Below are 26,082 nucleotides of genomic sequence, written 5' to 3' on the forward strand. Positions count from 1 at the left end.
AAATCAATGTTTTTTCAACTATTAATGATATTGATGGTGGATTTTAATGTGCCAAAAATTGAAAAAATTCTGCTGTTAGCCTAAAAGTGTTGAAATGCCTGAGTTTGAGGAGACAAAACTTCATCGAACTCAGGTTAATAGCTTAACTCAATTCTTCTAGTAATAGTATCCTCATCAAGCCCCACAGATCCCAGATTTCCCACGCACAGATCCCCGACTGCTGGGAGAAGTCGGGGATCTATTAGCACGATGGCGGTTTAAAGAGCGGGATGATTACTACTCCAGCGTGCATTCGGGTTAATATTATTGGCTTCGCCCTAGTCCCGCCACCGATTGAAATCGTGGCTAGTGCTGCAAAGTCCGCCTTCGCGGACTGAATCTTTTAGTCCGCGAAGCGAAAAGTGCGGTCTTGGGGTTTCCCCAAGTAGAGCACCTTTTCAAGACAGGCGGACTTTGCATTATGAGCAGAGACTTTAGTCTCTAGGCTCTTCTTATCCCGAACTCACGCTACTCTAGCGATCGCCGATCGATCGCTTGAGAGTCTTCGGTGGATGTGACGACTTCAACTTCGACGAGTTCGACTTCGACGTTTTCCACTTCCACTACTGGTGCGTTGACAACTTGTGGTAGCCGCAGTGGTAACACTAGTGGCTGCTCTGGAATTGCGAGTGGTTGTTCGAGCCAATAGCTGGCGGTGGGAATGGTGCGTTCGAGATCTTCAAGTGGTCTGGGAATCACCATGATCGATCGCAATTCACCGATGCTTTCGGCGACAGTCATCCCGACATCGAGGGCGATCGTCACATTGGAGACGGTACCACGGATGATCGCCGTACAGAAGCCTGCACCAGTCTTTTCGTAGCCAGAAACGTGGACATCAGCGGTTTTGAGCATGGCATCCATCGCACCGACCATCGGCGGGAAGCCGCGAGTTTCGAGTAAGCCGATCGCCAGATTGTTGAGCTTGCTTTTGCCGACAATCTGTGCTAAGAAGCGATTGCTAATCGGCAAGACGACATCAAGATTGGGAAACGGACGAGAGATAACTGATTGACACACTAGTTCATCCATCTGTGCTGCAACCTCAGCACCTGCGGCGACAGCTAGTCGCACATCTGAAAATCGACCGCGAATGACGGCAGTACAATAACCATTGCCAATTTTTTCATAGCCGACCAGATGCACGGCAGCAGATTTGAGCATCATGTCTGCCGTCCCCACCATCGCCGGAAAGCTCCGCGTGGAGATTAACCCGATCGCACTTTCAGCATGAATGTCGGACATGGCTGGTGGTGAAGTCCCCAATTGTACAGCGGTTGAGTATTGAGAGTTGATGGTGGGGCACAGATGAGCGCGATCGCTACTAATATTGCTCTGATGCTGTGATGCCAACACCCACCTGTGCATAGATGCTAGGTCAGAACCGACATCAATGATTACGGTCGATCGCTAGTTAAGTCTACCTTCTACTTGCGCGCGAAATTCTTCGACCTCTTCAGTATAACCAATTGGCAGAATTCGCTCAACGTTGGGATGAGGACGGGGGATGATGACCCAAGATTCTAAGGTGCCGCCATAGACTTTTTCGACGACATCGATTCCGGCTGCCATTGCCTGTTTGACTTCAGAGACATCACCACGGACATTGACGGTAAATCTGGCACTACCAGCTCTCAGATAGCCGACTAGCGTGACCCGCCCAGCTTTGAGCATCGCATCAGCAGCGGCTAAGACAGCGGGAAAACCTTTAGTTTCGATCGACCCAACTGCTTGTTGAGAACTCATAGAATCAGCCATTGAAAATATACTCCTAAATATTAATAAAATTATCGATCGTCAGTGAAAACTGAAGCTAATCTCCGCAAGCACAAACCGCTAACACCTTGGCACATCTTTAACGCAAGCTGTCAACTGTCAACTGTCAACTGTCAACTAACTTACACCCAAAACTCTCTAGATGCTGCGGTATAGTGAATTGGTAAGACGCTTTCGACATTTTCGGGTGGATTGGGGATGATGTAGTGACTGACTACCGCACCGCGTTTGGTAGCTTCACCAGCGATTACACCAGCCGCTACCGCTTGCTCGACTGCGGATACTACCCCGCGCACGGCGATAATAAATTCCGCCCGTTCTGCCAAGCCATAATAGACTAAGGTGACGTTCCCAGCTTTGAGCATCGCATCAGCAGCCGCCAATACAGGCGGAAATCCATCAGTTTCGATCGTGCCGACTGCCTGACGAGAATTGCGATCTTTAGCCATTAAAAATATTCTCCTGATTTATAAACTCATCGCCATATTGCTTAGCTCACAGATGCAGATAGTGCCAGATCGCGATGCTCTAGGGGAGATGCTTGAGGGAACGCATCTTCAGCGATGACGCGCGTTCACTGTGCTCGTCACTAGCTCGAATATTAGTCTAGCCAGCCGATGTCGGTGTTGGCACGGCGGCGGGCTGTCTCTTCACGGGATTCTGTCGGACGAGCGGTGATGGAGGCAGTGGACCTGCTGGTATCTTTTTTGACAAGTGCGGCACTTTTGCCTTTGGCTGGAGCTTGTCCCTGTTCTGACAATTTGACGATCGTCTCTTTGGCATCTTTGAGTTCTTTCATCAATGCCTCGAATTGCTGCTGCTGCTGCTTGGACTCTTTTTCTTGAGCGGCTTTGAGTTGAGCGATCGTGGTAGCATCATCGTTAGGTGGATTCATCTTAGTATTTGTAGTAGAAGTTGGATGTGGTGGGGTGTTAGCGCGATCGGGTTCTGGGACGGCAAGTCGTTCGGGGATGACTAGGGGTTGCTGCATTTCTTGACGCAACACATCAGATGCTGACGATCTTTTTTTTCTAACAGTCATATTTAGCTCCAATCTTTCCAGATTTCATTGACGACACAGCGGTAGTCAGCGGCTGCGGGTGCGGCTGCTTGACTCTTGTATTGACTGATGGGTAACCCCGCCATTGCAGCACGTTCGTGAATTTTCAAATTCCGAATTACTGTATAGTAAACCGGAATTTGGCACTGTAATAAGGTTTGTTGTGCTTCTTGAGCTTCTCTCAAACCGCGAGCATTGACCTTGGTCAGGAGGACGCGATGGGCAATTTGGGAGGGAATTACTACCTGTCTCACTGTGCGGATCAATGCGGCAAGATCCATGGGCGCGGGTGGGGTGGGTAACACGAGGTAATCAGCAATCGGCAAAATCGCCGCTAAAGCAACAGAATCCAGTGCTGGCGGCATGTCCACAACTACGATGTCATAATCTGCCCACTGTTGGCGATTGACGCCTGTCAGATCGGTGAGGACTGTCGTCTCGAAGCCCAAGTCTCGACCTTCGGATTGTTTCACCCACCAACTTGCCGAACCTTGAGGGTCGGCATCGACTAGCAATACGCGGCAATCTTCGGCAAAAATAGCCGCGAGATTGATTGCCGTTGTCGTTTTGCCTACACCACCTTTACCGTTCAACACGACTGTAATTTTGGTCGATCTGAGCTTTGGTGGTACTAGTGTAGTCATCAGTTCAACCATTGGGGAACAAGTGGCGTTTGAGTCGATCGAAATTGGCACGTCCAGCTACAGATTTGACTGATTGCTGGTCGATCTCGATCGTGACAGTCAGTCGGTCTGCTGTTGTGGGGGGAGTCTCAGGGGACGGAGTCTCCACCACTGGAGGCTGCACCACTGGAGTATCCCAGACATCAGCAGTTTCCGAGGGATCGGGCACCACCGGAGCAGTAGGTGTGGGCGGATCGATGACAACAGACACCTCGCCCCGACTGCGATCGCCGATCAGTGAGTGGGTGGCGATGACTGTATCTTCACCGATCTGCGGATCGAAGATGGTCGTACCCGCGCCGATGCAGGCATGACGATCGATCGTCCCACTCCCAATAATCAGTACCCCGCGACCGATACAGACCCCCGCGCCGATATCCAAGTTGCCGCCGGAGGCGTGGACGATCGTCCCCGCACCGATACAGACCCCCGACCCGATCGTAATTCGACTATTTTCCTCGGCTTGAAGCAGTACTCCAGGCGCGATTGCTGCCGTCGGATCGATCGAGACGTTGCCATCTAGATAGACGGGAACTACCTCCCTGGATAAAGCTCGAAACTTGGTCAGCATGAGGATTGCTAGAGGAACGGGAAACACAGAGCTACCAGATCGAGTAAGCGATCTCGATCGTGAGCTGTGATGGGCAATGTGAGGATGACGATCGCCCAGGATCTGAACCGCTGACGATGACTGCAATTCAACAACTAGATGCTGAGCCGACTCAAGATCGCTTTGTCGCTCAACTGTTTGCTGGTAACTTTTTGCCGTTCGCCGCTCGTGTTACCGTTAGGGACGTTGGATGATTTCCTCGTGGACGCGTCGCTTGGCTTGGCTATCGATCCCAATCAATCGCACGTATTCACCTTGGTGTTCGGTCAAACAAGTTTCCAGTTGCGCGATCGCATCTTGCAGTCTTGTGGCGGACATTGGTTTGCAAGTATGCCACGAGCTACTCCGAAAGCGACGGCTATCGGCATGTTCGGTACCGATTTGGAAGCTATTCTCTAGCAGGCGACGCACGGAGGCAACGATGGCAGGACTGAGAGATGTTTTCACATTGCTAGTCGCACTCGCACTCGCGTGACTACTAAACGAGCTAGCTTGGCTACTACCACCACTAAATTTGAGCGTAGCTGGCTCGCCTGGTTTGTGAATCATCACTTCCATTACGCGCTTGCGGGCTTGGGGATCGATGCCGATCAAGCGAATGTAATCACCCTCATGAGCGGCGATTAGCTCGTTGAGCATGGCAATTGCTTCGCTTTCACGCGCACCTTGGTAGGAGGGGCCACTAGTCCAAGAGCTAGCCCGATAGCGACGGGCATCAGCAATCTCTGTCCCAATCCGATAACCTTGATTGAGTAGTTGCTTAATCGAGCCAGTGGTATCGTGAGTAGTACCTGCGGCATGACCGTTGCTAGCTGCGGTGGCGACCCGACCGCTGACCCCTGCATGACTGACTTGGGTCACAGCACCATCTGGACGTTGGATCATCAATTCCAGTACGCGCGTGCGGGAGTGCGGATCGACACCCAGTAGTTGCACGTATTCACCTTGATGCTCGTCCAAGATCGCCGCGATACTGGATAATACCGTGCTTTCGCCACCTTGGGCGATCGTCGCACTAGTCCACGAACCAGTACGGAACCGACGAGCATTGGCATACTCGATCCCAACGCGGTGCCCCTGACCTAATAAACGACGAATTTGTTGGCGAACGCCATCACTAATATTGCTCATATCTTCGGTTCTCTGTTAAATCATCAATAAATTCTGAGTTTAAACTTAGTCTCTGACAGACTAGATACAGCCGACATCCTCAGCGTGGGAGTTTCCACTCAGGCGCGATTTAGTATAATAATTTCTTATCTTTCATCTCGTTTGCTGTATGTCAAGTCATTCCCCACTGCTACCGTATCGACGATCGCCACAACTAGTGCATCGACTGGATAACGGTCTTTATTGGAAACTTGACGAGCCGCACTGCCCCGACTTACCAAAACGATCTCAGTCAAACCCGCTCCTACACAGTCAGCGGCGACTTCGTACTCCGGTAGGTCGTTACCTGCGGCATCAAGCATTTGCACGAGCAAAAACTTAGTTCCAGTCAAACTCGGTTCCTTGTGGGTACTGACCACAGTACCCAACACTTTGGCTAGCTTCATTGAGCCTACTACGAACGTCTACCGCCGATCGCCAATGGGCCAGGCCCGTTGAGACTGTCGCGGAATTTCTCGACATCTTCGGTGTAGTTCATGGGTAAGACGTACTCTAGGTTCTCGTGGGGACGAGCGATGATGTGAGTAGATAGAACTTGTCCGCCGTTAACGCGTTTGACAGATTCGACACCTGCGGATACGGAAGCTTGGACTTCAGATACGTCGCCACGGACGATCACGGTGACGCGACCGCTACCGATTTTTTCGTAGCCGACGAGAGTAACGCGTGCGGCTTTGACCATCGCGTCAGCAGCTTCTACAACTGCGGGAAAGCCCAATGTTTCGATCATCCCAACTGCAATTGACATTATCAATGACTCCTAAATTTTCTAACTTTGTGCGATATTTTAGCGAACTTGAGACTAGACGCGGAATTTCTCGACGTCTTCGGTGTAGTTCATGGGTAAGACGTACTCTAGGTTCTCGTGGGGACGAGCAATGATGTGTGTGGATAAAACTTCACCACCATTGACGCGCTTAACGGATTCCACACCTGCGGATACGGAAGCTTGTACTTCAGAGACATCACCACGGACAATGACAGTTACCCGACCGCTGCCAATTTTTTCATAGCCGACTAGTGTGACTCGTGCGGCTTTGACCATGGCATCGGCAGCTTCCACAACAGCAGGAAAACCTTTGGTTTCAATCATTCCCACGGCAATAGACATATATTTTTCGTCCTTATGAGTAGTATTTTGTAGTTAACGATCCGACCGAACATTCGAGCGGGATCTATATTTAGTAGAATACGCTAATTGTTTCCATAGACTTTTGTCTATCAAAAATTCAGCATTATGCATCTGCTAAAGTCAAGCATAGACTGAGACGCTGCGCTTTGGCAATATAAGCAACAATTTTATTTTGTTAAGTTAAGTATCAGAAAGTTTTATGTGCCGTTGGCGATCCCCGTAGCATCGATTGAAATCTTGTTGACAATTTTATGCGATTGTGGGTGAGGGGTCGATCGGGATTGGTGCTGCGCGATCGGGGTAAAAAATATGACCTTGGTGTCTGAAAAGTCAATCGGCTATTTGGCTAGTTAGGTAAAAGTAGTCCCAGTAGGGTGGGCACTGCCAACCATCTAGGTTTTAGGCAATATCTAGCTCATAAATATTGGCGATCGACTACTTATCCACACTGATGGTGCGGTAATAGCGGTCGCAATTGACACTACCGTAACCGAACACAGGGGTGGGTGAGATGCTACTTGGTGGGTCGGTGGATTATTTGTTCGGCGATGCGTTTTTTGGCGGTGCGATCGACACCGATGACGCGGATGTAGGATTTAGAGCGATCGCTGACGATCGATTCTAGGGTGCGAATGATTTCGGCGGCATTGCCAGAGATGCGATCGCCAGTTTCCCAGGTGTTGCTCTTTTTGCGCCGCTCGTCTGCGAATTCGGTGACGATGTCACAACCTTGGGCGACTAAGCGAGTGATGGTGGCGACTGTATCGCTAGTCAGGACTGTACTGCTGGCTTTGGTGCTATGACCATTACTTGTAGTAGCACCGAGGCTATGGGTCGCCACTCGATCTCGATGGTTGGCGGTGCTAGAGGCACTCACGCTACTAGTGGGCGCGATCGATTGTCCGGGACGATGGACGGTTTTCTCAGCTACTCGCCGTTTGGCATGGGCATCTACGCCAATTACCCGAATGTAGTCGTGGGGATGGTTGGCGATGCAGTCTGAGATCGCGCCCAAGATTGCGGCTTCGGTTTGGGAGGCGATCCGATCGCAGCTAGTCCAGGAGCTGGTTTGGAAGCGACGTTTGTCTGCACGTTCGACTGCGATTTGGCAGCCTTGGTGCATGAGCTGACGGACGGTCTTGACGACCTCGGTGTCTAAAGTAGTGCTGAGGTGTGCTTGGTGGCTGCTCTGGGTTGGAAGGGAGCTAGGCTGGCTCAAGGAGGCGGTAACGTTGTGAAGCAGTGGGGACTCAGATCGATGCGTCTGGGTCGCTGCGGGGACATCTCCAGGTCGTTGAATGATGGTTTCAAGTACCCGCCGCTTGGCATTGGTATCGATCCCGATCAGGCGGACATATTCACCACTATGCTCTTGGAGACAAGCTTCTAGACCGTCTAGGATCTCCACTTCCCGATCGGAATTGAAGGACGCACAGCTAGTCCAGGAGCTGGTTTGGAACCGACGCTTGTTGGCGTGTTCGGTGCCGACGGCATACCCCTGAGTTAGTAAATTCCGTACATTGGCGACGACATCAGGGTGAAGATTCGCTCGATGGGTGGAGCTAGAAGCTTGAAGAGTAGCCGCTCTAGCGATACTGTACAAGCCTGAAGTCGAGATATCGATCGCTTCTTGGAGGGGGGTGATACATTCGATATCGTCGGCACAGCGATAGCCAGAGCGGAGCGAATCGTTGATGCTAATGATATGGGAGGAAAATTTGCGATCGTCAGGCTGGACTTCGGATAAGCGATCTGCTTGCTGCTGGTTGGTGATAATCGCGCCGGATGGGACGTATTTGCCAGGGGCGATCTCGACATCCTGAATCAGGGCGTGCATCATCACGATACAACCATCCCCCACCTTGGCATTGAATACTGTCGAACGAAAGCCGATGAAGCAATCATCGCCGACATAAGCGGGACCGTGAATCAGTGCCATGTGGGTGATCGAGGTATTCTTGCCGATCCACACTGAATAGGGCGTGCCATTATCACCGACGACGCGACCCTGTTCGAGACCGTGAATGACGACCCCATCTTGAATATTGGTATTCGCACCGATCCAGAAGGGATTGCCTTCATCTGCCCGAATCGAAATCCCTGGGGCAATCATTACATTCTCGCCAATCTGGACATCACCGATGATGTTAGAAAAAGCATGTACGTAGGCTGTATGGTGAATATTTGGCTCTACCAGGCTCTTTGACCACGGAGTAGGTGGGGAAGCAGTAACGTTATTCTGGGCTACTATCACGATCTAAATCCTTCTTTTGTAAATTCTATTATAATAATTCAGCATCTTTTTTACCGAGCAGCGATGCCGACTAGAGTGGTTCGGCATCGCTGCTCAGAGTACCCCACGGACATCGATCGTCACAGTCCCAGAGCCTAGTTTGGCTAGCAGAGCGATGAGATTGGCACCTACGGTACCAGTCGGGCGTCCTCACTACAAATTCAGGTTCGAGCGATGAGATCCGGTCGATCGCTAATTTAGCTCGATCGTCATCTCACAACCTCCACAAACCAGACCCGTGGTGGCAATTACCAAAAGCTTGACATATTGGGAGTTCACACAGCCTAAAAATCGTACTAACGTTACAATCAACAATACTGTTTCGGTGTTGGCTTTGGCAACATAATACAAAATTATTCTTTTTGATATTGAAGATAAGCTAAGCTGATACTCACAGCTAGGTCGGTGGTTGTGGTGACGCCGATCTAGCTAGTCGATCTGTGGTAAAGGAAGGATGCTAATGCTATCTGTGGGCAGCTTGAGGGCGATTGTTGGGTAGTATGCGATCGGTGTCAGCGCAGGATCGGACTTATCGCGGATGTTCGATTGCTACAGTTGCGATCGATAATGAATAAAGGCTGAAAATCAACCAAATCCTCTCACCCTTGTTTAAAATACTTGAGTTTTTGACTCTGAGCAACGTGACTTGAAGCCCCGATCGCAGTTGCGAGAGTAGGGCGATTTCAGAAATTGCCCTACTCGCAGCTGGCATGAGGGCACGTCTGCATCCGATCTAATTCTCACTTCCGAGCGATCGTCCGAGCTATTCAGGGCTGACTTTAACATCATCTTTTAAGACATCCAACACAGATAACATAATAGATAAGTATATTTAGGCGCAATTTATGGAACAGATATTGCTAGACACCGGGTGGTTGATACCTGGTTATGGCTTTGTTGGGGCTTTGCTGAGCATGCCCTGGATGACTAGATTGGTGCGCCGGACTGGGCCGAGACCAGCAGCATATATCAATATCTTGATGACAACAATCGCGTTTATTCACGGCACGATCCTGCTGCAACTGATGTGGAGCCACCAACCCTATCACATTGTAGTGAAGTGGTGGACGGTAGCTGGTTTGGATTTCGATCTGACTTTCGAGCTATCAGCTCTGAATGTAGGTGCGATGGAGTCAGTGACGATCTTGAGTTTACTCGCTCAGGTGTTCGCGCTGGGCTACATGGAGAAGGACTGGGCACTGGCGAGATTTTTTGCATTGGTGGGGTTCTTTGAAGGGGCGATGAGTGCGGTAGCGATTAGCAATTCATTGCTGGTAAGTTATGGCTTACTTGAATTGTTGACACTTTCTACTTATTTGCTGGTGGGCTTTTGGTATGCTCAGCCGTTGGTTGTCAAGGCGGCACGGGATGCTTTTTTGACCAAGCGGGCTGGGGATATTATCTTGTTTGCGGGGGTAATTGCCCTGTCGAGTATTGCTGGGAGTCTGGATTTTGACGATCTGTATGCGTGGTGTGAAACCACTGATATTTCACCCACAACGGCTACGCTGATTGGTTTAGCCTTGATTGCTGGACCGATCGGTAAATGTGCCCAATTCCCACTGCATCTCTGGCTGGATGAAGCGATGGAAGGCCCGAATCCGGCGTCGATTCTCCGCAACTCGGTGGTAGTCACTGGCGGTGCGTATATTTTGATCGAAGTCCACCCGATCCTGTATCTGTCGCCAGTAGTGACGAATACTTTGATGGTAATCGGGACAGTGACGGCGATCGGCGCGACGTTGGTCTCGATCGCCCAAATCGATATCAAGCGGACTATTTCTTATTCCACTAGTGCTTATCTCGGTTTGGTATTTATTGCGATCGGTGCTAAGTGGATTAGTTTTGGGCTACTGCTATTGTTTGCCCATGCGCTTGCCAAAGCTCTGCTGTTTATGAGCGTTGGCTGTATAATTTTGACCACCAATAACCAAGATGTGAGCGAATTTGGTGGGTTGGCAAAGAGTATGCCTGCGACGACGATCGCCTACATCGTCGGGACACTGGCAATGACTGGGGTATTCCCCTTGGGGGGATTTTGGGCATTCAGAGAGGGTTTTGAGGCACTGTGGCAAGATTATCCGTGGGCAATTGGCGTGATTACGATCGTCAATGGCTTGACTGCTTTCAATCTCGCACGGGTGTTCGGATTGGTGTTCTTGGGCAAGACTCAACCCAAAACTAGGCGCGCACCAGAAGTACCCTGGCCGTTAGCTGTACCCATGGTATTCTTGACAGTCTTGACATTGTTGGCACCTGCTGTAATGTGGCGATTTTCAGTACTACCAGATTTGACTGATATTAGCTTATTTCAATTCAGTACGATTAGTTTGTCTAGTTTACTAGGATTTTTGGTGGGTGGATTAGTGTACTTTAGAGCCGATCGCACGCCTGTCAAGCTGGCACTACCTTGGCTGCAAGAATTGTTGACTTATGATTTTTATGTGGAGAAAATCTACGACAAGACGGTGGTATGGTCGGTCTATCAACTGTCCCAACTCACTGCTTGGATCGATCGGTATGTAGTAGACGGCTTGGTCAATTTAGTCGGTTTTGCTACGATTTTTAGTAGTGAAGGCTTGAAGTATGGTAGTTCCGGTCAAACCCAAAGCTATGTCCTGACAATTGCGATCGCCATTGGTGTCCTCGGTACGATGGTTGCTTGGCTATTTTTGATTAGGCTTTAGGCTTTAGGTGTTAGGTGTTAGGGATTAGATGTGAGGTTGTGGCGACCAAATCGCACTATCGCAAATAAAAAAAATTGAGAATATTCCCCAAACCCAGACAGCAAAAAGTACCTACCCTCTACCCGCTAAAGCCTAACACCTACCCTCTGTCTTGATGCGCTGTCTTGTCTCGCTGTCTTGATGCGCTGTCTTGTCTCGCTAAACCCTCGGCAAAGCCTACGTATCGCGCATCGCTACCCTCTACCCTCTACTCCCTAAAGCCTAATACCTAATACCTAATACCTAAACCCAATGCTGAGTATTTTACTAATAGTTCCGTTACTAGGGGCAATTCTGGTGGCGTGTCTAGCCGCAGAGCGCGGTCGATCGATCGCTGCGTGGATGGCAATAGCTGTAATTGGCTGGACGGTGTTGCTATTGACAAAATTCGATCTGAGCAATCCCAGTATGCAGTTCGTGGAAAATGTCAACTGGATTGATGCGTTGGGCTTGTCTTATCGGTTGGGTATCGATGGTTTGTCTTTGCCATTGGTAGCTCTCAATAGTTTGTTGACATGGGTGGCAATCTATAGTAGCGATGAGCGGATCGCTCGACCGCGCCTATATTACAGTCTGATTTTGTTGCTCAATGCGGCGGTGACTGGGGTATTCTTGGCACAAGATTTGTTACTGTTCTTTATCTCCTATGAGCTAGAGCTGATTCCACTATATCTGCTGATTGCGATCTGGGGCGGTCAAAGGCGTGCTTATGCGGCGACAAAGTTCTTGATTTATACCGCTTTATCTGGTGCGCTGATTTTAGCTGCCTTTTTGGGACTGGCGTGGTTTGGTGGTAGCAATAGCTTCACCTACAATCCCGCGCTGGCACATGCGTTGCCCCTGAGTCAGCAATTTTTACTATTAGGGGCGTTATTGTTGGGATTTGGGATCAAGATGCCACTGTTTCCCTTTCATACCTGGCTGCCGGATGCCCACGTCGAAGCCTCGACACCGATTTCGGTGCTGCTGGCTGGAGTGCTGCTCAAGCTGGCTACTTATGGGATCTTGCGTTTCTGTGTGGGGCTATTTCCAGCGGCTTGGCAGATCGCTGCACCGTGGATCGCCGTGTGGGCGATCGTGAGCGTACTATATGGAGCATTGATGGCGATCGCTCAAACAGATATGAAGCGGATGGTAGCTTACAGCTCGATCAGTCATATGGGGTATATTTTGCTGGCAGCAGCGGCGAATACCGCGCTGAGTTTTTCTGCTGCGATGATTCAGATGGTCAGTCACGGTCTGATTTCGGCGACACTATTTTTATTGGTAGGTGTGGTGTACAAGAAAACCAAAACCCGCGATATCAAGATTCTCGAAGGCTTACTCAATCCCGAGCGGGGAATGCCAGTAATCGGTAGTTTGATGATACTGGGCGTGATGGCTAGTGCCGGAATTCCTGGGATGGTGGGCTTTGTGGCTGAGTTTCTGATTTTTCGGAGTAGTTTCCCGATTTTCCCAGTCCAAACGCTGCTCTGTATGCTCGGTACGGGTTTGACATCGGTTTATTACCTGCTGCTGATCAACCGTGCCTTTTTTGGGAGATTGTCACTACCCGTCCAAGATCTCGAATCTGTCACCTGGCGCGAACGCTATCCAGCGATGATCCTCACAGGTGCGATCGTCCTGTTTGGGCTGCAACCTGGTTGGATTACCCGCTGGAGCGAACCAACTATTTCAGCTACGCTCCAACCGCCCGCGATTATTGCGACTGTAAATACTTCATCAATTCAGCCATGACTGCTATTAATTCTTGTCATCGTTTTGCGACCTATATCGATCGATTCTACCAGGGTCAAAGCCTCTTACCAGATAACCCGAATAATGTCAAAGAAGTAGTCGGGATTCTGGATAGTTATGGCTATGTCCTAGCTGCTTATCAGCAAAATCTTCAGCACATTGCCGATCGCGAGTTCTTAACTATTTTTCCATTTTTTAAATACTTTAATGGCAAAGTATCATTCGCGCAGTTGTCACAGCATTTATGGCACGATCGGATTAATTTTGAGTATGCCGAATACTGCATGAAAGTCATGCTCTGGCATGGTGGCGGCAAACTAGAGCAGTATATTGAATCAGTAGAATTTAGACAATCGATCGAACCAGCGATCCAATCCAAAATCAAAGGCAGCCCCACGATTAGACTCCTCCATCGCTTGTTTCCAGAGTTTTTGCCCGAGCAAGTCCGGCAATCGGTTTATTACAATGCCCTCGGTCAATTTTGGGAGGTAATGTCTGATATTTTTCTCACTTTAGCCAGAGCTTACGAACAGGGAAAAGTTACGAATATTCCAGAGGTTGTTGATTGGATTAAGGCGGGATTGGTTGCTGCTGCTGGTAATCCAATTACCTATGCAGTAGATATTGATGGTCGATCGTATGATATCTTGCCCAAGTCTGCGGAGCTGACATTTTTGATGGATGTGGCGGTGCCTTATGTAGAAGCTATTTTCTTTCGCGGTACACCATTTTTCGGAGTGGTTTCTTATAATGCTCAGGCGCACCAGATTCCCATCCAGCAAGATGCTTTTACCTATGGAGCATTGTATGCTGATGCGTTACCGATCGGTGGGGCGGGGATTCCACCGACCCTGCTGATGCAGGATATGCGGCATTATTTACCCCCATATCTGCACGAAATGTACCAAAATACTAAACGGCAAGAGGACGATCTGTTGGTGAAGATTTGTCTGAGTTTTCAAAAGTCGATGTATTGTGTGACTAGTGCCACCATTCTGGGTTTGGCTCCTCATCCGTTGGACAGTGAAGATCCGCGTGAAAAAGCAGCAACCATGGCATACTTTGAGGGCTGGATGGATCGCTTATTAACTTCTCAGTTACCTAATATTCAGGGTTGAAACATTGCGACCATCACTGCTAGCTCCCCAACTTTTTCAAGCAGTCAGGGAGCTATCAAGTTGGTGCTAGGGAGTGCTAGGTGCGGGAGCAGTAACTGAGTCCGAACTCTCAATAGCCGCAGGGGCAGGTGCCGGAGCAGGTGAAGCTGAGGGAGTCGCTGAGTCATCAGTGACGGTTGGCTTGGCTGGTACAACCACAGGTTTGGGTACCTCAATCACTTTGGTCGCCCCAGGTACGAGCACTGGCTTGGGTACTTCGACTACTTTGGGCGGAGCGGGGACAGGCACGATTACAGGCTTATCTACTTCGACTACTTTAACTTGTGGTGGTGCCGTTTTTTCCACCGTGCGATCGATAATTGTCGTCTGTTTTGGTGGTGCAGGTGCTACTGAAGCAGCGGGGCTGGGGGGAGTATTGATGATAGTTGTAGGTGTAGGAGCTGGTCTATTCAGGTAATACGCTGTTACCGCCCCAATGCCAGCCAAGGCAAGTACGAGACTACCGATGAGCAAACCGTTGGCAGTGCCGCTATTTTCGGCTGCGCGTTCGCGTTGATACTGAATCTCGTCTGCGCCGATCCTACCGCGCTCGTCTCCGGCTGGTGTAGCTTGTGGGTCGTTGTTACGATTAGGCATTTTCGATCTCCGAGTTGCAAGAGAGTTGTATAATTTATTGCATCTTAGTCGATCGATCCTCAGTATTTAGTCTATCAAAGGGCATAACTTAGTGTTGTTTGCTCTCACCCTAAATGTCGATCGAACCGTAACACGCGGCTGGGAGCTTATTGAGCTAGTAGTGCCCAAGCTAAGAATCGTTCGGTATAGTAGAGTGCGAGTTGATTGCTCAGACCTGAAAACACGGCATCAAAAGCATGATCCGCCCACGGAATCTCGATGAAAACGGCTTGATTTCCTTGCGATCGCAATTGGGCGGCGAGATACTTGCCATACTTGGATGCGACGATGTGGTCTTTGCCACCATAGATGAGTAAGGATGGTGGTAAAGCTGGCTTGACGGCAGTGAGGGGTGAAGCTTGGCGGTAAAGTGTGGGCAGATCTTGAGGTGTGCCACCCAAGAAGGCGCGGAGTGTGGCGCGAGACTCGATCGGGTCGGGAGTAGGTACCTGCTCGTAACCCGCCGTCAGATTGACGGGACCATAATAATCAACGACAGCGCGGATCGGGAACGGTGGATCTTGATAAGCTGCCAACATCGCTAATTGAGCACCAGCCGAGCGACCGATGAGGGCGACTCGATCGAGATCCGTTTCATTTTCATCAGCATGTTTTTTGATAAATGTCAATGCCGATCGCACATCTTCAAGCTGAGTCGGGAACTGATATGTGGGCGCATGACGATAATCGATCGCCCACACCACATAACCTTGGGCGGCGATATAACGATTGAACGTGTCATCACTATCGGGACTACCACGTTGCCAAGCACCACCATAAATCGACACGATCGCCGGATATTTACCAACTTGGAGCGGTCGATAGATATTCATTGTCAGCTTCACGCCATCAGGATTCGCAAAAAGTAAGTCGCGATCGAGCCTCACTTCAGGGATCGGAATCTGGCTCCAAATATCGCCCATAACTAGCGGTTGCGATCGCATTTTGGCAATTAGTGCAGGGGGAAGATCGCGGAGATAATCTCGCCCCAAGCTAGACTCGATCGCTGATTGCGCTTGTTGTTGAGCTGCGGAAAATTGCAGTAGTGGTGCTGCACTCAGCACCACTGCCAATCCACTCACACAGAGGCTAAAAATAACCAATCGGGGTTGTCGGTAATCTCTGAGCCAGAACAGTAACCAGCACAGGAGGAGCACTCCCGCATTAAAAATTACCAACACTGGACTAATTTCGGGCGCACCCACACTTAAAGGAAGTAGTGAAAAAATTGGTGCGGGTAAGCAGATCCACATACTCACAAACAATCCGATTGATAGCAGCGATCCCACGAGCCAGTTACTCGCGATCGATAACATCCTAACTTTCATAGATCTCTAAAGGTAAATCATCAGGATCTTTAAAAAAAGTGAATTTCTTTCCGGTAATTAGATCTACTCTAACTGGTTCGACGTTGATGCCCTGTGATATCAAGTAGTCAACACTTTCCTGGATATTCTCGACCTCAAAAGCTAGATGTCTTAGCCCGCAGGCTTCTGGTTTGCTCGGTCTTGGTGGTGGATCGGGAAATGAAAATAGTTCGATGATGTCGCGATCGGCAACCTGAAGATCTAGCTTATATGAATTGCGATCGCTTCTAAAAGTCTCGTTAATTATTGAGAGATTCAGCACATCAACATAAAATTTTTTTGACTCGGTATAGTCAGAGCAAATTATCGCAACATGATGAATTTTATTGAGTTTCAATTTGATTCTAAAGTAATGTTGTTAGATTTAGATACTAATTTAGCACGGCGGTGGTAAAGCGGCGATCGCTGCGTCCAATGCTAGAGTCCATCAGTCCGATGCGTCTAGCAACTGTTCGCATGTTGGCAATACAAGATCCGATCGATGACACCTCCACTTCACTAGCGATTTTGTACCTAGTAAAGCCAGGTAAAGTGTTTTGCGGCGAGGGGATTTTTTTCGGTATAATCAGTGGCTACGGCAATCTACGCACATATATGTCTCCATCAAATCGGAATATCGATCGTCAACTTCCACTCACCAAGCGTCCGCGTCGTCTCCGTCGCAATCCCAGCATTCGCAGCCTCGTGAGCGAAACTCAGCTCACAGTTGACGATCTGATCTATCCGATGTTTGTGATGGAAGGTGAAAACGAGCGGGTAGAAATCGCCTCAATGCCAGGATGTTACCGCTATACGCTCGATCTGCTGCTGGCGGAAATTGCCGAACTGTACACTTTAGGCATCAAAGCCGTCGCCTTATTCCCCGTCGTCCCCGACGCCAAAAAAGATGATACTGGCACCGAAAGCTACAACCCCGAAGGATTGGCGCAACGGGCTGTCACCGCCATCAAGGCGCAAACTCCAGAGACGATCGTCATTACCGATGTAGCACTCGATCCCTTCACCACCCACGGACATGACGGCGTACTCGACGCCGATGGGGTCATCCTCAACGATGAAACTGTAGAAATTTTGGTAAAAATGTCTGTCTCGCAAGCGCAAGCAGGCTGCGACATGGTTGCCCCTTCCGATATGATGGACGGACGGATCGGCGCAATTCGGCGCGGTTTGGACGCGCATGGTTTTACAGATGTCGGCATCCTGGCTTACTCCGCCAAATATGCCTCTGCCTATTATGGCCCCTTCCGCGATGCACTCGGCTCGGCACCCAAGTTTGGCGACAAGAAAACTTACCAAATGGACCCTGCCAACGCGCGGGAAGCTCTCACCGAAGTCGAACTCGATATCGCTGAAGGTGCAGATATCGTTATGGTCAAACCCGCTCTGGCTTATCTCGATATCATCCATCAAGTCAAGGCAAACTGCAACGTTCCAGTTGCCGCTTATAATGTCAGTGGTGAATACTCACTGATCAAAGCTGCGGCTCAACTCGGCTGGATTGACGAGAAGAAAATTATCATGGAAACTCTCCTCAGTATCAAACGAGCTGGTGCAGATTTGATTCTCACCTATTTTGCCAAAGATGTCGCGTTGATTTTGCATCATAAGTAATGGTAAAAAACTAGTAAGTAGGTAGGCGTAATTACATCTAAAATATTGTGGAGGGTGGGCTGCTACCCCTACCCGCAAAAATCGCGCCCCAATCCACCAGATAGATTCCAGACCCAATCTATCTGATAAATAATTGGAGCTACCTACTTATTGGCGTAGCCATAGGAGATCGATCGACTTTGGAGGCAACAAGGGCATAATGAAGTAACGATCTCCTCTAATCGGCTTTCCCTGCGAACGCTTCGCAACCGCCAACGGCATCCAGTTATCTCTATCTACTAGCCACTCTCTCAAAATATGGCAGCGACAAATTTTCGGGACTATTACGCGCTTTTAGGAGTGAACAAGAACGCCAGCGCAGATGATGTCAAAAAAGCTTATCGACGATTGGCACGCAAATATCATCCAGATCTCAATCCAGGGGATAAAACTGCCGAAGCCAAATTCAAAGAAATCACCGAAGCCAATGAAGTCCTCTCGGACCCTGACAAACGCAGCCAATACGACAGATTCGGACAATACTGGAAACAATCCGAACAACCCAGATCCAACACTCGCCCTACCAACCCTACTCCAGGCACTAACCCACCAGGTGATTTTAATACAGTTGATTTTGGACAATACAATAACTTTGATGATTTTGTCAATGAATTGCTAGGGCGATTTAATAATTCCAGCAATCCCAATCCTACTGGTGCCAAAACAACTGCCACCAAGAACGGAGCTGATAACTTCAGTGCCAACCCTAACACGAGTGGTACTGGCAACCTCGGCGGCGATCGCGAGGCAACTATCAGTCTCTCGCTCACCGAAGCCTACAAAGGCGTCCAAAAAAGCTTCAACCTCGGCACCGAGACGATCAAAGTGCGAATTCCTGGCGGTGCCAAAGCTGGCAGTCGGATTCGCGTCCGTGGCAAAGGCAATGTCAATACCTATAACAAACAACGCGGTGACCTCTACCTCACTGTCGAATTGCAATCACACCCATTCTTCCGACTCGATGGGGAACAACTAATCTGTGAAGTCCCAGTGACCCCCGATGAGGCTGTGCTCGGTGCCCAAATTGAGATTCCCACCCCCGACGGCATGGTGACGGTCAATGTACCTGCTGGCGTCCAATCCGGTCAGTCACTGCGGCTGCGTGGTAAAGGCTGGGCAAACCCCCGAGGCGAACGCGGCGATCAATTAGCTAAAATTGTGATTACTACCCCCAAAAGTATCACTCCCGCCGAACGCGAACTTTACGAACAAATTCGTACTGCTCGTACTTTTAACCCCCGTAATCATTTTACGCAAGTGGCACTTTAGGTTTTAGGCTTTAGGTTTTAGGTTTTAGGGGTAGACGGTAATTAGATTTTAGGCTTTAGGGACAGAAGGTGGATGGTGGATGGGAGATAATGAGTATTCGGATTTATGGTAATCGAGAGTTGAAAACGTTGCCAGGACTGGAGACTAGACCTACGCCTGCGCGTGTACGCCAAGCTTTGTTTAATATCTGGCAAGGAGCGATCGCGGGTTGTCGCTGGTTGGATCTGTGTAGTGGTAGCGGTGCGATGGGTGCTGAGGCATTATGTCGAGATGCCGCAGTGGTTGTCGGCATCGAGCGATCTACTGCTGCTTGCAATATCATCCATCAAAATTGGCAGCAAGTCGCCACTGAGTCCCAACAATTTCAACTTTTGCGTGGAGATGTCATCCAACGGTTAGCCGATCTCGCCGGACAAAAGTTCGATCGGATTTATTTCGACCCACCCTATGCCGGAGAATTATATCAGCCAGTATTGGCAGCGATCGATCGGTATGAGTTGTTGGCTCCGATGGGCGAACTCGCTGTAGAACACAGTCCCAATCCACAGCTCAGTACTTTGCCAGCCTCGCTGGCTACACTCGAACTCTGTCGCCACAAGTCATACGGTAATACCGCAATTTCCTTCTATCAGCTCCAGGCATAGAGATTGGGTAGATGGATCGAACCGATCGAAAACCAAAGTCCCCGACCCTTCACCTTCTACCCCTAAAACATAAAACCTAAAGCCTAACCACCCTACAAACCGACTTGGTTGCCACGCTTGTACTGGAGATAAGCCGCTACAAATAAGCCGCTGAGAGTAATGAAAACTAAACCGAGGACGATGCCAGCTAGTAAGGGTTCTACCACGTTGAGACTCCGTAATTTGTTAAAGTAGTTGCCTCTAGCGTATCGGGTTTAGGGGGATGGGCGCAAGCTCTTGGCGATCGATTGTGGTGAGCGAGAGGGGAGTGAGGTTTTAGGGGTAGAGGGGAAAAGGGATGACACCATTGGTCTTGGGTGTGCTTACGCACATATTGGCTTGACGGTGGGGTGCTTGCCTTCCAACTTCAAAGCTGCAAAACTTAATAATACGAGAAAAAGCTTAAGATATTTAAGAAATGTATCGTAAATCTGAGATTTATAGATACACTAATAAATGTAGGTAATAGCCTCGCGGCTCAATTTACACTCTTTAGATCCTTAATGTAAGTTAACTTATAGCAGGCCCGTCTTGGATATCCGACTCCCTAAAATCAGGCAACCATCGTCGCAACAGATGGGGTCAATTATCATCACCTGCTTGTCCATCTGTTTGTGTGCGCTCGTCGGTTGGCACTCTCTTCAAGAATCCAATCCCTACATTGGTAGCGTCTTGGCTAAAACAGGCGATCCAACATTGGGACATGCCATCTTTCAGATCAATTGCAGCGGTTGTCATGGACTAGACGCAGGTGGACGAGTCGGCCCTAGTCTCCGCGAAATCTCCAAACGCAAATCTCCTCACAGTCTGATCGAACAAGTCACCAGTGGCAACACTCCCCCCATGCCCCAATTTCAGCCCAATCCTCAAGAGATGGCAGATCTATTGAGCTACCTAGAAACCCTGTAAGCAGTTGACAGTTGACAGTTGACAGTTGACAGTTGATAGTATGGCAATCGGGACAGGAATTTAGACTCGATCGCCATTCACCATCCACCATCCACCATCCACCCTCTACCTCTACCCTCTACTCTCCAGCTTCAAAAAATCACCAAGCAGGTAGAGCGAACCACACAAGACTAATTGGTGAGTATCTGTAGTAGCTACCGCAGCGGCTAGCCCCGCAGTGAGATCGCCGTAGGTAGCGATCGATCTGAGATCGGGACAAATAGAGCGAGCTAAATCGGCAAGCATGGCGAGATCTGCCGAACTATGTCCAGGTACTGGCACCAGATCCACGCGATCGCCAGGACGCAATAAAGCTTGGAAAATCTCCCGATGGGCTTTGGTCGATAGCATCCCCATCACCCACCTTATCGGTGTCTGCAAAGTATCCACATATTGACGTAAAGCAATCGCCGCAGCGGCATTGTGAGCACCGTCAATCAACAATTTAGAGCCTTGCCAACTCGTCCATTGGAGCCGCCCCAACCAGCGCGTATTTGCCATCCCTGAGACGATCGCGGCATCGCTAATGTCCCACCCTGACTGGCGTAACACTTGAATGGTGGCGATCGCGATCGCCGAATTGGTCAATTGGATTTCACCCACCAATGATAACGGATAACTAATCCCCCCAGATTCGACCCACGGCAGTGTAGCTGATGCTAATGAAGTTTCACACTCTAAGTCGGGTTTTCGGGCGGTGACAGCTGGCTGCACCCAAGTTGTAGGGCAATTGAGCGTATCGATCCTGTCTGTAACTACAGCTACCGCCGCCGGAGGCAGGGTGCCGATGATTGCCGGACAGTTTGGTTTGAGAATACCTGCTTTTTCCCAGGCGATCTTGGCAATGGTATCACCAAGTTGTTGCCAATGTTCGAGCGCGAGCGACGTAATCACCGTTGCTAACGGTCGATCGCAAACATTGGTAGCATCTAGCCTACCACCCAATCCGACCTCGATAACAGCAATATCTACTTGTGACTCGGCAAAATACAGCCACATCGCCGCAGTGACGATTTCAAACTGGGTGGGTGTGGGGAGAGTGGGATCGATGGCGTTAATGACTCGATCGATGATCTCTACCGCGACATCAGTCGGAATCGGTCGATCGTCGATACAAATCCGCTCATTCCAGTTTACCAAATGGGGCGATGTATACCGACCAACTTTGTAACCTGCGGCACTGAGGACGCTGGATAGATAGGCACAGACAGAACCTTTGCCATTTGTCCCTGCGACATGGATTATCGGCACCGACTGATGGGGGAATCCTAGTGCTGCGAGTAGAGCTTGAATCCGGTTCAGACCTAAATTTACACCAAACTGGTGAAATGGTAGCAAAAGCGTATCAATTGGAGTTAAATCGAGCACCGAGTAGATAGGGGGTGGTGGAGAGTAAATGGCAAATTAATAGCTAAATCACACAGATCTATAATTTTAGCGATCGAGATCGCACCAAGCGACGATCTAAATCTATCACGATCTGTGAGATTTTATGGAATAGATATTCTTCCGTATAACCACGGATGGAGTAAGTAAGATTTTCCGAATATTCTAAATGAGTAATGACAAAAGTCACATATTCAGTTGAACATACCAATCATCAAAAAATGCAAAACCTATCAGTACCTGAAGATAAATTAGCCAAAATACTTCAATTAACTAGTAGTGCTTGTGCGATCGCCGGAGGAACGATCCTTGCTGCTAACATCCCCACAATTAGTAAATATCGATTTATATTTTTGGCACTGAGTTCTAGTCAAATGCTAGTAGCTAGCCTACGGACTAGGGATACACCGATGATTATTTATTCAGGATCGTTATTTTGTTTTGTCGATTGTCTGGGGATCTTCCGCTGGATTATTAGTTAAGTAATATCGATAGTCCCCAGCTCATCTATTTCAAGTAAATGCTTCCAATGCTTTCAGATGAGATCTCATGTGTTTTGTTTGCAAATCTTGTTGGTAATCGATCTGTAGATTTATAAGTAGTAAATATCTTTATTTTAACAGATTCAAGTATCATGTTGTGGCATAAATATCCCGATCGCTTAGATGAATATACATTAGCAGCAGCTTGTGAACATCTCCAAGGAGATCCGCCAGGTGAAATCCCCTTTTTAGTCTGGCTGTTAGAAAATCCAGCTAGTCCTTTAAACATGCCTGGAAGTATTAATTTGTTAGGACATGACTGTATCCATTTACTGTTAAAGAAAGGGTTTAGCTCGGCTGAAGAAGCATATATAGTCGGTTTTACTATGGGTAATGACACTAGTGTGAATTGGCTACATTTATTAGTGTTGAAAATTGCCGCCTACTTTTTTTACCCGCACAAATATAGGCTGAGTTATTCAGAACTGAAGATCTTCGATCGCGGTGTTCGGTTTGGTAGAACAGCCAAGGTTAAAAATATCAATAAATTTGATTGGTCTGAGTGGGATCGTAAACTACTCAAAGATATTAGGATGGAACTCGGATTGGAGATCGATGACTGGGGCTAAGCACAGAAATTTTATTTTATTAGAGATAATACTAAGTATTTTGACAATTGAGATCTCGACCCGACTGACCTAAATCAGTCGCAGAATATACTCTCTAAAAAAATTAGATTGTGCAGATCTGGAGTGAGACTTTTGGGATCTGAGACGATCGATATAAATCGCTCAAACCCTCTCTACCAAATTGGTAGAGAGGGTTTTATATGTCAAGTGTAATCAAAGTATTTTGAGGCATTGTGAGCCAATCGATGTGGTCGTGGGTACCCTAATCGTAGGAGCAAGCTAACTACAGCTTGTTACTTAGATCTCGATCCTCTGCTGTAGGCTCTACGCGAACCAAGCCAATGACCATTGATACTAAATCTCACCGCTCTACGATCGAAAATCATAGATCTGTTGACGCAAGTTGCACCGGGGATAATGTGGAGCAAGCCAGTACGAAAACCGACCAATTTTCATTTACCGCCAGAGGATTGCCAGCACAACTCCTGGAACATATTCAGTGTGGTGAAACAGGCTATTGGCAGCACCAATTCGATCGACTAGCCGATCGAGAGCAACCCTTTTACTGGAATCTGGGAATTGCCAACGGTCAAATTCTGTATTCAGGCAATCGATTTTGGTCGGTACAGATGTTGTTGAGAGTTGTGGGGCGATATGTGCTGCGATCTCGTAGTGAGGCTGTCAAGTCCCAGTTCGATCTCATCAAGAGTCAGCTCCAGCGAGAATCGCTCGATCCTGTCCAGTTACTGGCGATGATGAAACAAGCGAACATCATTACTGAAGCCCAACTGTTAGAAGCACTGCGGATCAAAATTCTCAACGATCTAGATATCTACTTATTAATCGGTAGTGGCTCGGCGAGATTTATTGCCACAGATATCGACGATCGGTTGCCGATCGCTGGCTTTAGTCCGACCTTACTGTTCGATGAAGCCCAACAGCGACAGTTGCAATGGGAGCAATTGCGACAGCAAGTACCTTCAATGAAGTTGTGTCCGATCCTCGATCCTGAAGCTATGAAAATAGCTAACCTACCCGATAGCCAGCGGCTACGGATTGAGACACTAGTGGGAGCGGAACGATCGCTCAACTCCATCGCCGAAGAAATGGCGAAAGATAACCTGGAAGTCGCCAAGATATTCGCCAAATTAGCCAGAATCGGCTTGGTCAAATTTCAGCCCCTCCACCAACATGTTCATTCGAGTGTGATGGTAATTGATGATTCGCCAGTGCTGCTGTCTCAATTTCAGCACTGGGTTTCGGCTTTGGGTTACTCGGTGACGATTTGTCAAGAGGCAAAAACCGCACTGAGCATGATTTTGGCGGTCAAGCCAGCAGTTATTTTCATCGATATCAACATGCCAGAAGTCTCTGGATTCGAGCTAGTCAAGCAGATCCGGCAACATCCAGATCTGAAGGGAATTTCCCTAGCGATCTTAACTGGAGAACAAAAGCTGTCCAATAAATGGCGGGCGCAGTGGAGTGGGTGTGAGTTTTTGACTAAACCGCTGACAACTGCGGCGATTGGTGATTTTCAAGTTCAACTTGAAGAGTTGATTCCCCGACTACTGACCGCATCTGCTTCCCCGATCGACAGTTAACCCATATCAGGCAAAAATTATGCGATTTTTAATCATTGATGATAGTTCAGTCGATCGACACGCTTTGGCTTCAATTTTGGAAATACTCGGACATGAAGTCGATCGCTGCGAGAGTGCGATCGATGCTTTGGGGATCGTTGAAGCTGGCAAATACGATTTGGTATTTCTAGATGTGGTGATGCCAGAACAGGATGGCTATAAGTTCTTGCGAACGGTGAGGCTCAATCCCCATACTGCCAATCAATATGTCGTGTTCTGCTCCAGCAAGAAGACAGCCCTAGAGATCGATTATGGTGTGCGGCGGGCTGGCGCAAATGACTATCTACCCAAACCAGTCAGTCGCGAAAGTATCCAACAAATTCTCGCCAAAATTCCATCATAGCGATGGCTCGATCGGCAAATCTAGCGATTTGCTAACCTGCTCTATCTACACCTCGTGCATAACTGTGATGAGGTTGTGCCTGAAGATCGACTCTTTCACTTACCCCCAATCTCACCGCTATATGACTGCCACTGTCACCGATCCAACTTCGCCAAATAGCGCGCAAATGTCACCAGCCGTTGACACCGTTGCGCTCCTAGATACTCGGTTTATTTTGACTCAGGTCGAGGAGCTGACCCTAGTATTTCCAGCGACTTGGGTGGCAGAAATCTGGCGGGTCAGTCGATCGCAAATTCTGGATTTACCATTCTACGATCCACTACTGGTAGGGGTTGCCAATTACAACGGTCGGGTTACACCACTGATTGCTGCTGCCCGCCTACTAGAAGTAGCACAGTTTTCCTTACCAGAACGATCGATCGTGGTGCGTCTCAATCAAGCTGCCGGACAGTTGGAGAATGTGAGTATTATCGTCGATCGGGCGATCGGCACTCGCCAGCGCGAGGAATTGCCGACCGATTTATTTACAGCTCACCGTACTGGCTCGATGGTGATGATGCAAAGTCATTTAGTGCCTGCTAATGTCTGGCAACCACAATTCTGGTCGGCGCATAACTAGTTGAAAGTGGGAAGTGAATTTCGATCGCTATTTACAATCTTTATTCT

General features: G+C 48.8%; 29 protein-coding genes. 13 read left to right on the forward strand and 16 right to left on the reverse strand.

The window, feature by feature from the left end; translation table 11 throughout:
• Positions 1-507 precede the first annotated feature (507 nt).
• The 6 genes from ACEW9I_RS18365 to ACEW9I_RS18390 form a co-directional block, all read right to left on the reverse strand.
• Positions 508-1,284 carry a BMC domain-containing protein gene (locus ACEW9I_RS18365; RefSeq protein WP_373541813.1) on the reverse strand — a complete coding sequence of 259 codons (777 nt, stop codon included), beginning with the start codon at positions 1,282-1,284 and terminating at the stop codon, positions 508-510.
• 165 nt (positions 1,285-1,449) lie between these two features.
• Positions 1,450-1,797, reverse strand: a complete 348-nt coding sequence (locus ACEW9I_RS18370; protein ID WP_373541779.1) for a carbon dioxide-concentrating mechanism protein CcmK — start codon at positions 1,795-1,797, stop codon at positions 1,450-1,452.
• A gap of 140 nt (positions 1,798-1,937) precedes the next feature.
• Complete coding sequence (locus tag ACEW9I_RS18375) at positions 1,938-2,264, reverse strand: carbon dioxide-concentrating mechanism protein CcmK (protein ID WP_373541780.1); 327 nt, start codon at positions 2,262-2,264, stop codon at positions 1,938-1,940.
• 152 nt (positions 2,265-2,416) lie between these two features.
• Positions 2,417-2,857, reverse strand: a complete 441-nt coding sequence (locus tag ACEW9I_RS18380; RefSeq protein ID WP_373541781.1) for a hypothetical protein — start codon at positions 2,855-2,857, stop codon at positions 2,417-2,419.
• 2 nt (positions 2,858-2,859) lie between these two features.
• The gene (locus ACEW9I_RS18385; protein ID WP_373541782.1) at positions 2,860-3,519 is read right to left on the reverse strand and encodes a ParA family protein; all 660 of its coding nucleotides are present in this window, start codon (positions 3,517-3,519) and stop codon (positions 2,860-2,862) included.
• A gap of 4 nt (positions 3,520-3,523) precedes the next feature.
• A complete protein-coding gene (locus ACEW9I_RS18390) occupies positions 3,524-4,129 on the reverse strand; it encodes a carbon dioxide concentrating mechanism protein (RefSeq protein ID WP_373541783.1) in 606 nt (201 codons plus the stop codon).
• Between the two features lie 59 nt (positions 4,130-4,188).
• Between ACEW9I_RS18390 and ACEW9I_RS18395 the strand changes: the two genes are divergently transcribed.
• Positions 4,189-4,362: a hypothetical protein gene (locus tag ACEW9I_RS18395; protein WP_373541784.1), complete on the forward strand. Its 174-nt coding sequence runs from the start codon at positions 4,189-4,191 to the stop codon at positions 4,360-4,362.
• Here ACEW9I_RS18395 and ACEW9I_RS18400 read toward each other — a convergent pair.
• The 5 genes from ACEW9I_RS18400 to ACEW9I_RS18420 form a co-directional block, all read right to left on the reverse strand.
• Positions 4,346-5,299: a ribulose bisphosphate carboxylase small subunit gene (locus tag ACEW9I_RS18400; RefSeq protein ID WP_373541785.1), complete on the reverse strand. Its 954-nt coding sequence runs from the start codon at positions 5,297-5,299 to the stop codon at positions 4,346-4,348. The two genes, ACEW9I_RS18395 and ACEW9I_RS18400, sit on opposite strands and share 17 nt — an antisense overlap.
• Before the next feature lie 125 nt (positions 5,300-5,424).
• Positions 5,425-5,724 (reverse strand): EutN/CcmL family microcompartment protein, encoded by a 300-nt coding sequence (locus ACEW9I_RS18405; RefSeq protein ID WP_373541786.1) that lies wholly within the window; start codon positions 5,722-5,724, stop codon positions 5,425-5,427.
• Between the two features lie 8 nt (positions 5,725-5,732).
• Positions 5,733-6,086 carry a carbon dioxide-concentrating mechanism protein CcmK gene (locus tag ACEW9I_RS18410; RefSeq protein ID WP_015161394.1) on the reverse strand — a complete coding sequence of 118 codons (354 nt, stop codon included), beginning with the start codon at positions 6,084-6,086 and terminating at the stop codon, positions 5,733-5,735.
• A 54-nt stretch (positions 6,087-6,140) separates the two neighbouring features.
• Positions 6,141-6,449 (reverse strand): carbon dioxide-concentrating mechanism protein CcmK, encoded by a 309-nt coding sequence (locus tag ACEW9I_RS18415; RefSeq protein WP_015161393.1) that lies wholly within the window; start codon positions 6,447-6,449, stop codon positions 6,141-6,143.
• A 535-nt stretch (positions 6,450-6,984) separates the two neighbouring features.
• Positions 6,985-8,724, reverse strand: a complete 1,740-nt coding sequence (locus tag ACEW9I_RS18420; protein WP_373541787.1) for a ribulose bisphosphate carboxylase small subunit — start codon at positions 8,722-8,724, stop codon at positions 6,985-6,987.
• 884 nt (positions 8,725-9,608) lie between these two features.
• On the opposite strand from ACEW9I_RS18420, the gene ACEW9I_RS18425 reads away from it, so the two are divergent.
• The 3 genes from ACEW9I_RS18425 to ACEW9I_RS18435 all read left to right on the forward strand — a co-directional run bounded on the left by ACEW9I_RS18425 (position 9,609) and on the right by ACEW9I_RS18435 (position 14,344).
• The gene (locus ACEW9I_RS18425; RefSeq protein WP_373541788.1) at positions 9,609-11,450 is read left to right on the forward strand and encodes an NAD(P)H-quinone oxidoreductase subunit F; all 1,842 of its coding nucleotides are present in this window, start codon (positions 9,609-9,611) and stop codon (positions 11,448-11,450) included.
• 291 nt (positions 11,451-11,741) lie between these two features.
• Positions 11,742-13,226: an NADH-quinone oxidoreductase subunit M gene (locus ACEW9I_RS18430; RefSeq protein ID WP_373541789.1), complete on the forward strand. Its 1,485-nt coding sequence runs from the start codon at positions 11,742-11,744 to the stop codon at positions 13,224-13,226.
• Positions 13,223-14,344, forward strand: coding sequence for a CO2 hydration protein (locus tag ACEW9I_RS18435; protein ID WP_373541790.1), 1,122 nt, complete (start codon positions 13,223-13,225; stop codon positions 14,342-14,344). Before ACEW9I_RS18430 ends, ACEW9I_RS18435 begins: the two co-directional genes overlap by 4 nt.
• Positions 14,345-14,410: 66 nt before the next feature.
• On the opposite strand, the gene ACEW9I_RS18440 is transcribed toward ACEW9I_RS18435, so the two are convergent.
• From ACEW9I_RS18440 to ACEW9I_RS18450, 3 genes are all read right to left on the reverse strand, one after another.
• Positions 14,411-14,980 carry a hypothetical protein gene (locus tag ACEW9I_RS18440; protein ID WP_373541791.1) on the reverse strand — a complete coding sequence of 190 codons (570 nt, stop codon included), beginning with the start codon at positions 14,978-14,980 and terminating at the stop codon, positions 14,411-14,413.
• Between the two features lie 146 nt (positions 14,981-15,126).
• Complete coding sequence (locus tag ACEW9I_RS18445) at positions 15,127-16,347, reverse strand: alpha/beta fold hydrolase (protein WP_373541792.1); 1,221 nt, start codon at positions 16,345-16,347, stop codon at positions 15,127-15,129.
• Positions 16,337-16,723, reverse strand: coding sequence for a VOC family protein (locus ACEW9I_RS18450; RefSeq protein WP_373541793.1), 387 nt, complete (start codon positions 16,721-16,723; stop codon positions 16,337-16,339). Before ACEW9I_RS18450 ends, ACEW9I_RS18445 begins: the two co-directional genes overlap by 11 nt.
• A gap of 257 nt (positions 16,724-16,980) precedes the next feature.
• Between ACEW9I_RS18450 and hemB the strand changes: the two genes are divergently transcribed.
• The 3 genes from hemB (at position 16,981) to rsmD (ending at position 19,949) form a co-directional block, all read left to right on the forward strand.
• The gene (hemB, locus tag ACEW9I_RS18455; protein WP_373541814.1) at positions 16,981-17,997 is read left to right on the forward strand and encodes a porphobilinogen synthase; all 1,017 of its coding nucleotides are present in this window, start codon (positions 16,981-16,983) and stop codon (positions 17,995-17,997) included.
• Positions 17,998-18,294: 297 nt separating this feature from the next.
• The gene (locus tag ACEW9I_RS18460; protein WP_373541794.1) at positions 18,295-19,305 is read left to right on the forward strand and encodes a DnaJ C-terminal domain-containing protein; all 1,011 of its coding nucleotides are present in this window, start codon (positions 18,295-18,297) and stop codon (positions 19,303-19,305) included.
• Between the two features lie 89 nt (positions 19,306-19,394).
• Positions 19,395-19,949, forward strand: coding sequence for a 16S rRNA (guanine(966)-N(2))-methyltransferase RsmD (rsmD, locus tag ACEW9I_RS18465; RefSeq protein ID WP_373541795.1), 555 nt, complete (start codon positions 19,395-19,397; stop codon positions 19,947-19,949).
• Positions 19,950-20,041: 92 nt separating this feature from the next.
• Here the strand turns inward: rsmD and petG are convergent, their stop codons facing one another.
• A complete protein-coding gene (petG, locus tag ACEW9I_RS18470; RefSeq protein WP_309742303.1) occupies positions 20,042-20,155 on the reverse strand; it encodes a cytochrome b6-f complex subunit V in 114 nt (37 codons plus the stop codon).
• A gap of 409 nt (positions 20,156-20,564) precedes the next feature.
• Here petG and ACEW9I_RS18475 point away from each other — a divergent pair, with 409 nt between their 5' ends.
• The gene (locus ACEW9I_RS18475; protein ID WP_373541796.1) at positions 20,565-20,897 is read left to right on the forward strand and encodes a c-type cytochrome; all 333 of its coding nucleotides are present in this window, start codon (positions 20,565-20,567) and stop codon (positions 20,895-20,897) included.
• 111 nt (positions 20,898-21,008) lie between these two features.
• On the opposite strand, the gene ACEW9I_RS18480 is transcribed toward ACEW9I_RS18475, so the two are convergent.
• On the reverse strand, positions 21,009-22,304 hold the full coding sequence (locus ACEW9I_RS18480; RefSeq protein ID WP_373541797.1) for a folylpolyglutamate synthase/dihydrofolate synthase family protein: 1,296 nt from the start codon (positions 22,302-22,304) through the stop codon (positions 21,009-21,011).
• Positions 22,305-22,498: 194 nt separating this feature from the next.
• Between ACEW9I_RS18480 and ACEW9I_RS18485 the strand changes: the two genes are divergently transcribed.
• The 5 genes from ACEW9I_RS18485 to ACEW9I_RS18505 all read left to right on the forward strand — a co-directional run bounded on the left by ACEW9I_RS18485 (position 22,499) and on the right by ACEW9I_RS18505 (position 26,035).
• On the forward strand, positions 22,499-22,804 hold the full coding sequence (locus ACEW9I_RS18485; RefSeq protein WP_373541798.1) for a hypothetical protein: 306 nt from the start codon (positions 22,499-22,501) through the stop codon (positions 22,802-22,804).
• 152 nt (positions 22,805-22,956) lie between these two features.
• Positions 22,957-23,433 carry a hypothetical protein gene (locus ACEW9I_RS18490; protein ID WP_373541799.1) on the forward strand — a complete coding sequence of 159 codons (477 nt, stop codon included), beginning with the start codon at positions 22,957-22,959 and terminating at the stop codon, positions 23,431-23,433.
• 341 nt (positions 23,434-23,774) lie between these two features.
• Positions 23,775-25,034, forward strand: coding sequence for a response regulator (locus tag ACEW9I_RS18495; RefSeq protein ID WP_373541800.1), 1,260 nt, complete (start codon positions 23,775-23,777; stop codon positions 25,032-25,034).
• Positions 25,035-25,053: 19 nt separating this feature from the next.
• Entirely contained in the window at positions 25,054-25,416 is a 363-nt protein-coding gene (locus tag ACEW9I_RS18500; protein ID WP_373541801.1) for a response regulator, read from the forward strand.
• A gap of 121 nt (positions 25,417-25,537) precedes the next feature.
• Complete coding sequence (locus ACEW9I_RS18505) at positions 25,538-26,035, forward strand: chemotaxis protein CheW (protein WP_373541802.1); 498 nt, start codon at positions 25,538-25,540, stop codon at positions 26,033-26,035.
• The last annotated feature ends 47 nt before the right edge of the window (positions 26,036-26,082 follow it).

The organism is Chamaesiphon sp., assembly GCF_041738855.1.
In the GTDB taxonomy this organism is placed as follows: Bacteria; Cyanobacteriota; Cyanobacteriia; order Cyanobacteriales; family Chamaesiphonaceae; genus Chamaesiphon.

What these genes read in the sequence shown, in the direction of transcription:
- ACEW9I_RS18365 (WP_373541813.1), bottom strand. Translation starts at nt 1,284, where the DNA reads ATGTCCGACATTCATGCTGAAAGTGCGATCGGGTTAATCTCCACGCGG.
- ACEW9I_RS18370 (WP_373541779.1), bottom strand. Translation starts at nt 1,797, where the DNA reads ATGGCTGATTCTATGAGTTCTCAACAAGCAGTTGGGTCGATCGAAACT.
- ACEW9I_RS18375 (WP_373541780.1), bottom strand. Translation starts at nt 2,264, where the DNA reads ATGGCTAAAGATCGCAATTCTCGTCAGGCAGTCGGCACGATCGAAACT.
- ACEW9I_RS18380 (WP_373541781.1), bottom strand. Translation starts at nt 2,857, where the DNA reads ATGACTGTTAGAAAAAAAAGATCGTCAGCATCTGATGTGTTGCGTCAA.
- ACEW9I_RS18385 (WP_373541782.1), bottom strand. Translation starts at nt 3,519, where the DNA reads ATGACTACACTAGTACCACCAAAGCTCAGATCGACCAAAATTACAGTC.
- ACEW9I_RS18390 (WP_373541783.1), bottom strand. Translation starts at nt 4,129, where the DNA reads ATGCTGACCAAGTTTCGAGCTTTATCCAGGGAGGTAGTTCCCGTCTAT.
- ACEW9I_RS18400 (WP_373541785.1), bottom strand. Translation starts at nt 5,299, where the DNA reads ATGAGCAATATTAGTGATGGCGTTCGCCAACAAATTCGTCGTTTATTA.
- ACEW9I_RS18405 (WP_373541786.1), bottom strand. Translation starts at nt 5,724, where the DNA reads ATGAAGCTAGCCAAAGTGTTGGGTACTGTGGTCAGTACCCACAAGGAA.
- ACEW9I_RS18410 (WP_015161394.1), bottom strand. Translation starts at nt 6,086, where the DNA reads ATGTCAATTGCAGTTGGGATGATCGAAACATTGGGCTTTCCCGCAGTT.
- ACEW9I_RS18415 (WP_015161393.1), bottom strand. Translation starts at nt 6,449, where the DNA reads ATGTCTATTGCCGTGGGAATGATTGAAACCAAAGGTTTTCCTGCTGTT.
- ACEW9I_RS18425 (WP_373541788.1), top strand. Translation starts at nt 9,609, where the DNA reads ATGGAACAGATATTGCTAGACACCGGGTGGTTGATACCTGGTTATGGC.
- ACEW9I_RS18430 (WP_373541789.1), top strand. Translation starts at nt 11,742, where the DNA reads ATGCTGAGTATTTTACTAATAGTTCCGTTACTAGGGGCAATTCTGGTG.
- ACEW9I_RS18435 (WP_373541790.1), top strand. Translation starts at nt 13,223, where the DNA reads ATGACTGCTATTAATTCTTGTCATCGTTTTGCGACCTATATCGATCGA.
- ACEW9I_RS18440 (WP_373541791.1), bottom strand. Translation starts at nt 14,980, where the DNA reads ATGCCTAATCGTAACAACGACCCACAAGCTACACCAGCCGGAGACGAG.
- ACEW9I_RS18445 (WP_373541792.1), bottom strand. Translation starts at nt 16,347, where the DNA reads ATGAAAGTTAGGATGTTATCGATCGCGAGTAACTGGCTCGTGGGATCG.
- hemB (WP_373541814.1), top strand. Translation starts at nt 16,981, where the DNA reads ATGTCTCCATCAAATCGGAATATCGATCGTCAACTTCCACTCACCAAG.
- ACEW9I_RS18460 (WP_373541794.1), top strand. Translation starts at nt 18,295, where the DNA reads ATGGCAGCGACAAATTTTCGGGACTATTACGCGCTTTTAGGAGTGAAC.
- rsmD (WP_373541795.1), top strand. Translation starts at nt 19,395, where the DNA reads ATGAGTATTCGGATTTATGGTAATCGAGAGTTGAAAACGTTGCCAGGA.
- ACEW9I_RS18475 (WP_373541796.1), top strand. Translation starts at nt 20,565, where the DNA reads ATGGGGTCAATTATCATCACCTGCTTGTCCATCTGTTTGTGTGCGCTC.
- ACEW9I_RS18485 (WP_373541798.1), top strand. Translation starts at nt 22,499, where the DNA reads ATGACAAAAGTCACATATTCAGTTGAACATACCAATCATCAAAAAATG.
- ACEW9I_RS18490 (WP_373541799.1), top strand. Translation starts at nt 22,957, where the DNA reads ATGTTGTGGCATAAATATCCCGATCGCTTAGATGAATATACATTAGCA.
- ACEW9I_RS18495 (WP_373541800.1), top strand. Translation starts at nt 23,775, where the DNA reads ATGACCATTGATACTAAATCTCACCGCTCTACGATCGAAAATCATAGA.
- ACEW9I_RS18500 (WP_373541801.1), top strand. Translation starts at nt 25,054, where the DNA reads ATGCGATTTTTAATCATTGATGATAGTTCAGTCGATCGACACGCTTTG.
- ACEW9I_RS18505 (WP_373541802.1), top strand. Translation starts at nt 25,538, where the DNA reads ATGACTGCCACTGTCACCGATCCAACTTCGCCAAATAGCGCGCAAATG.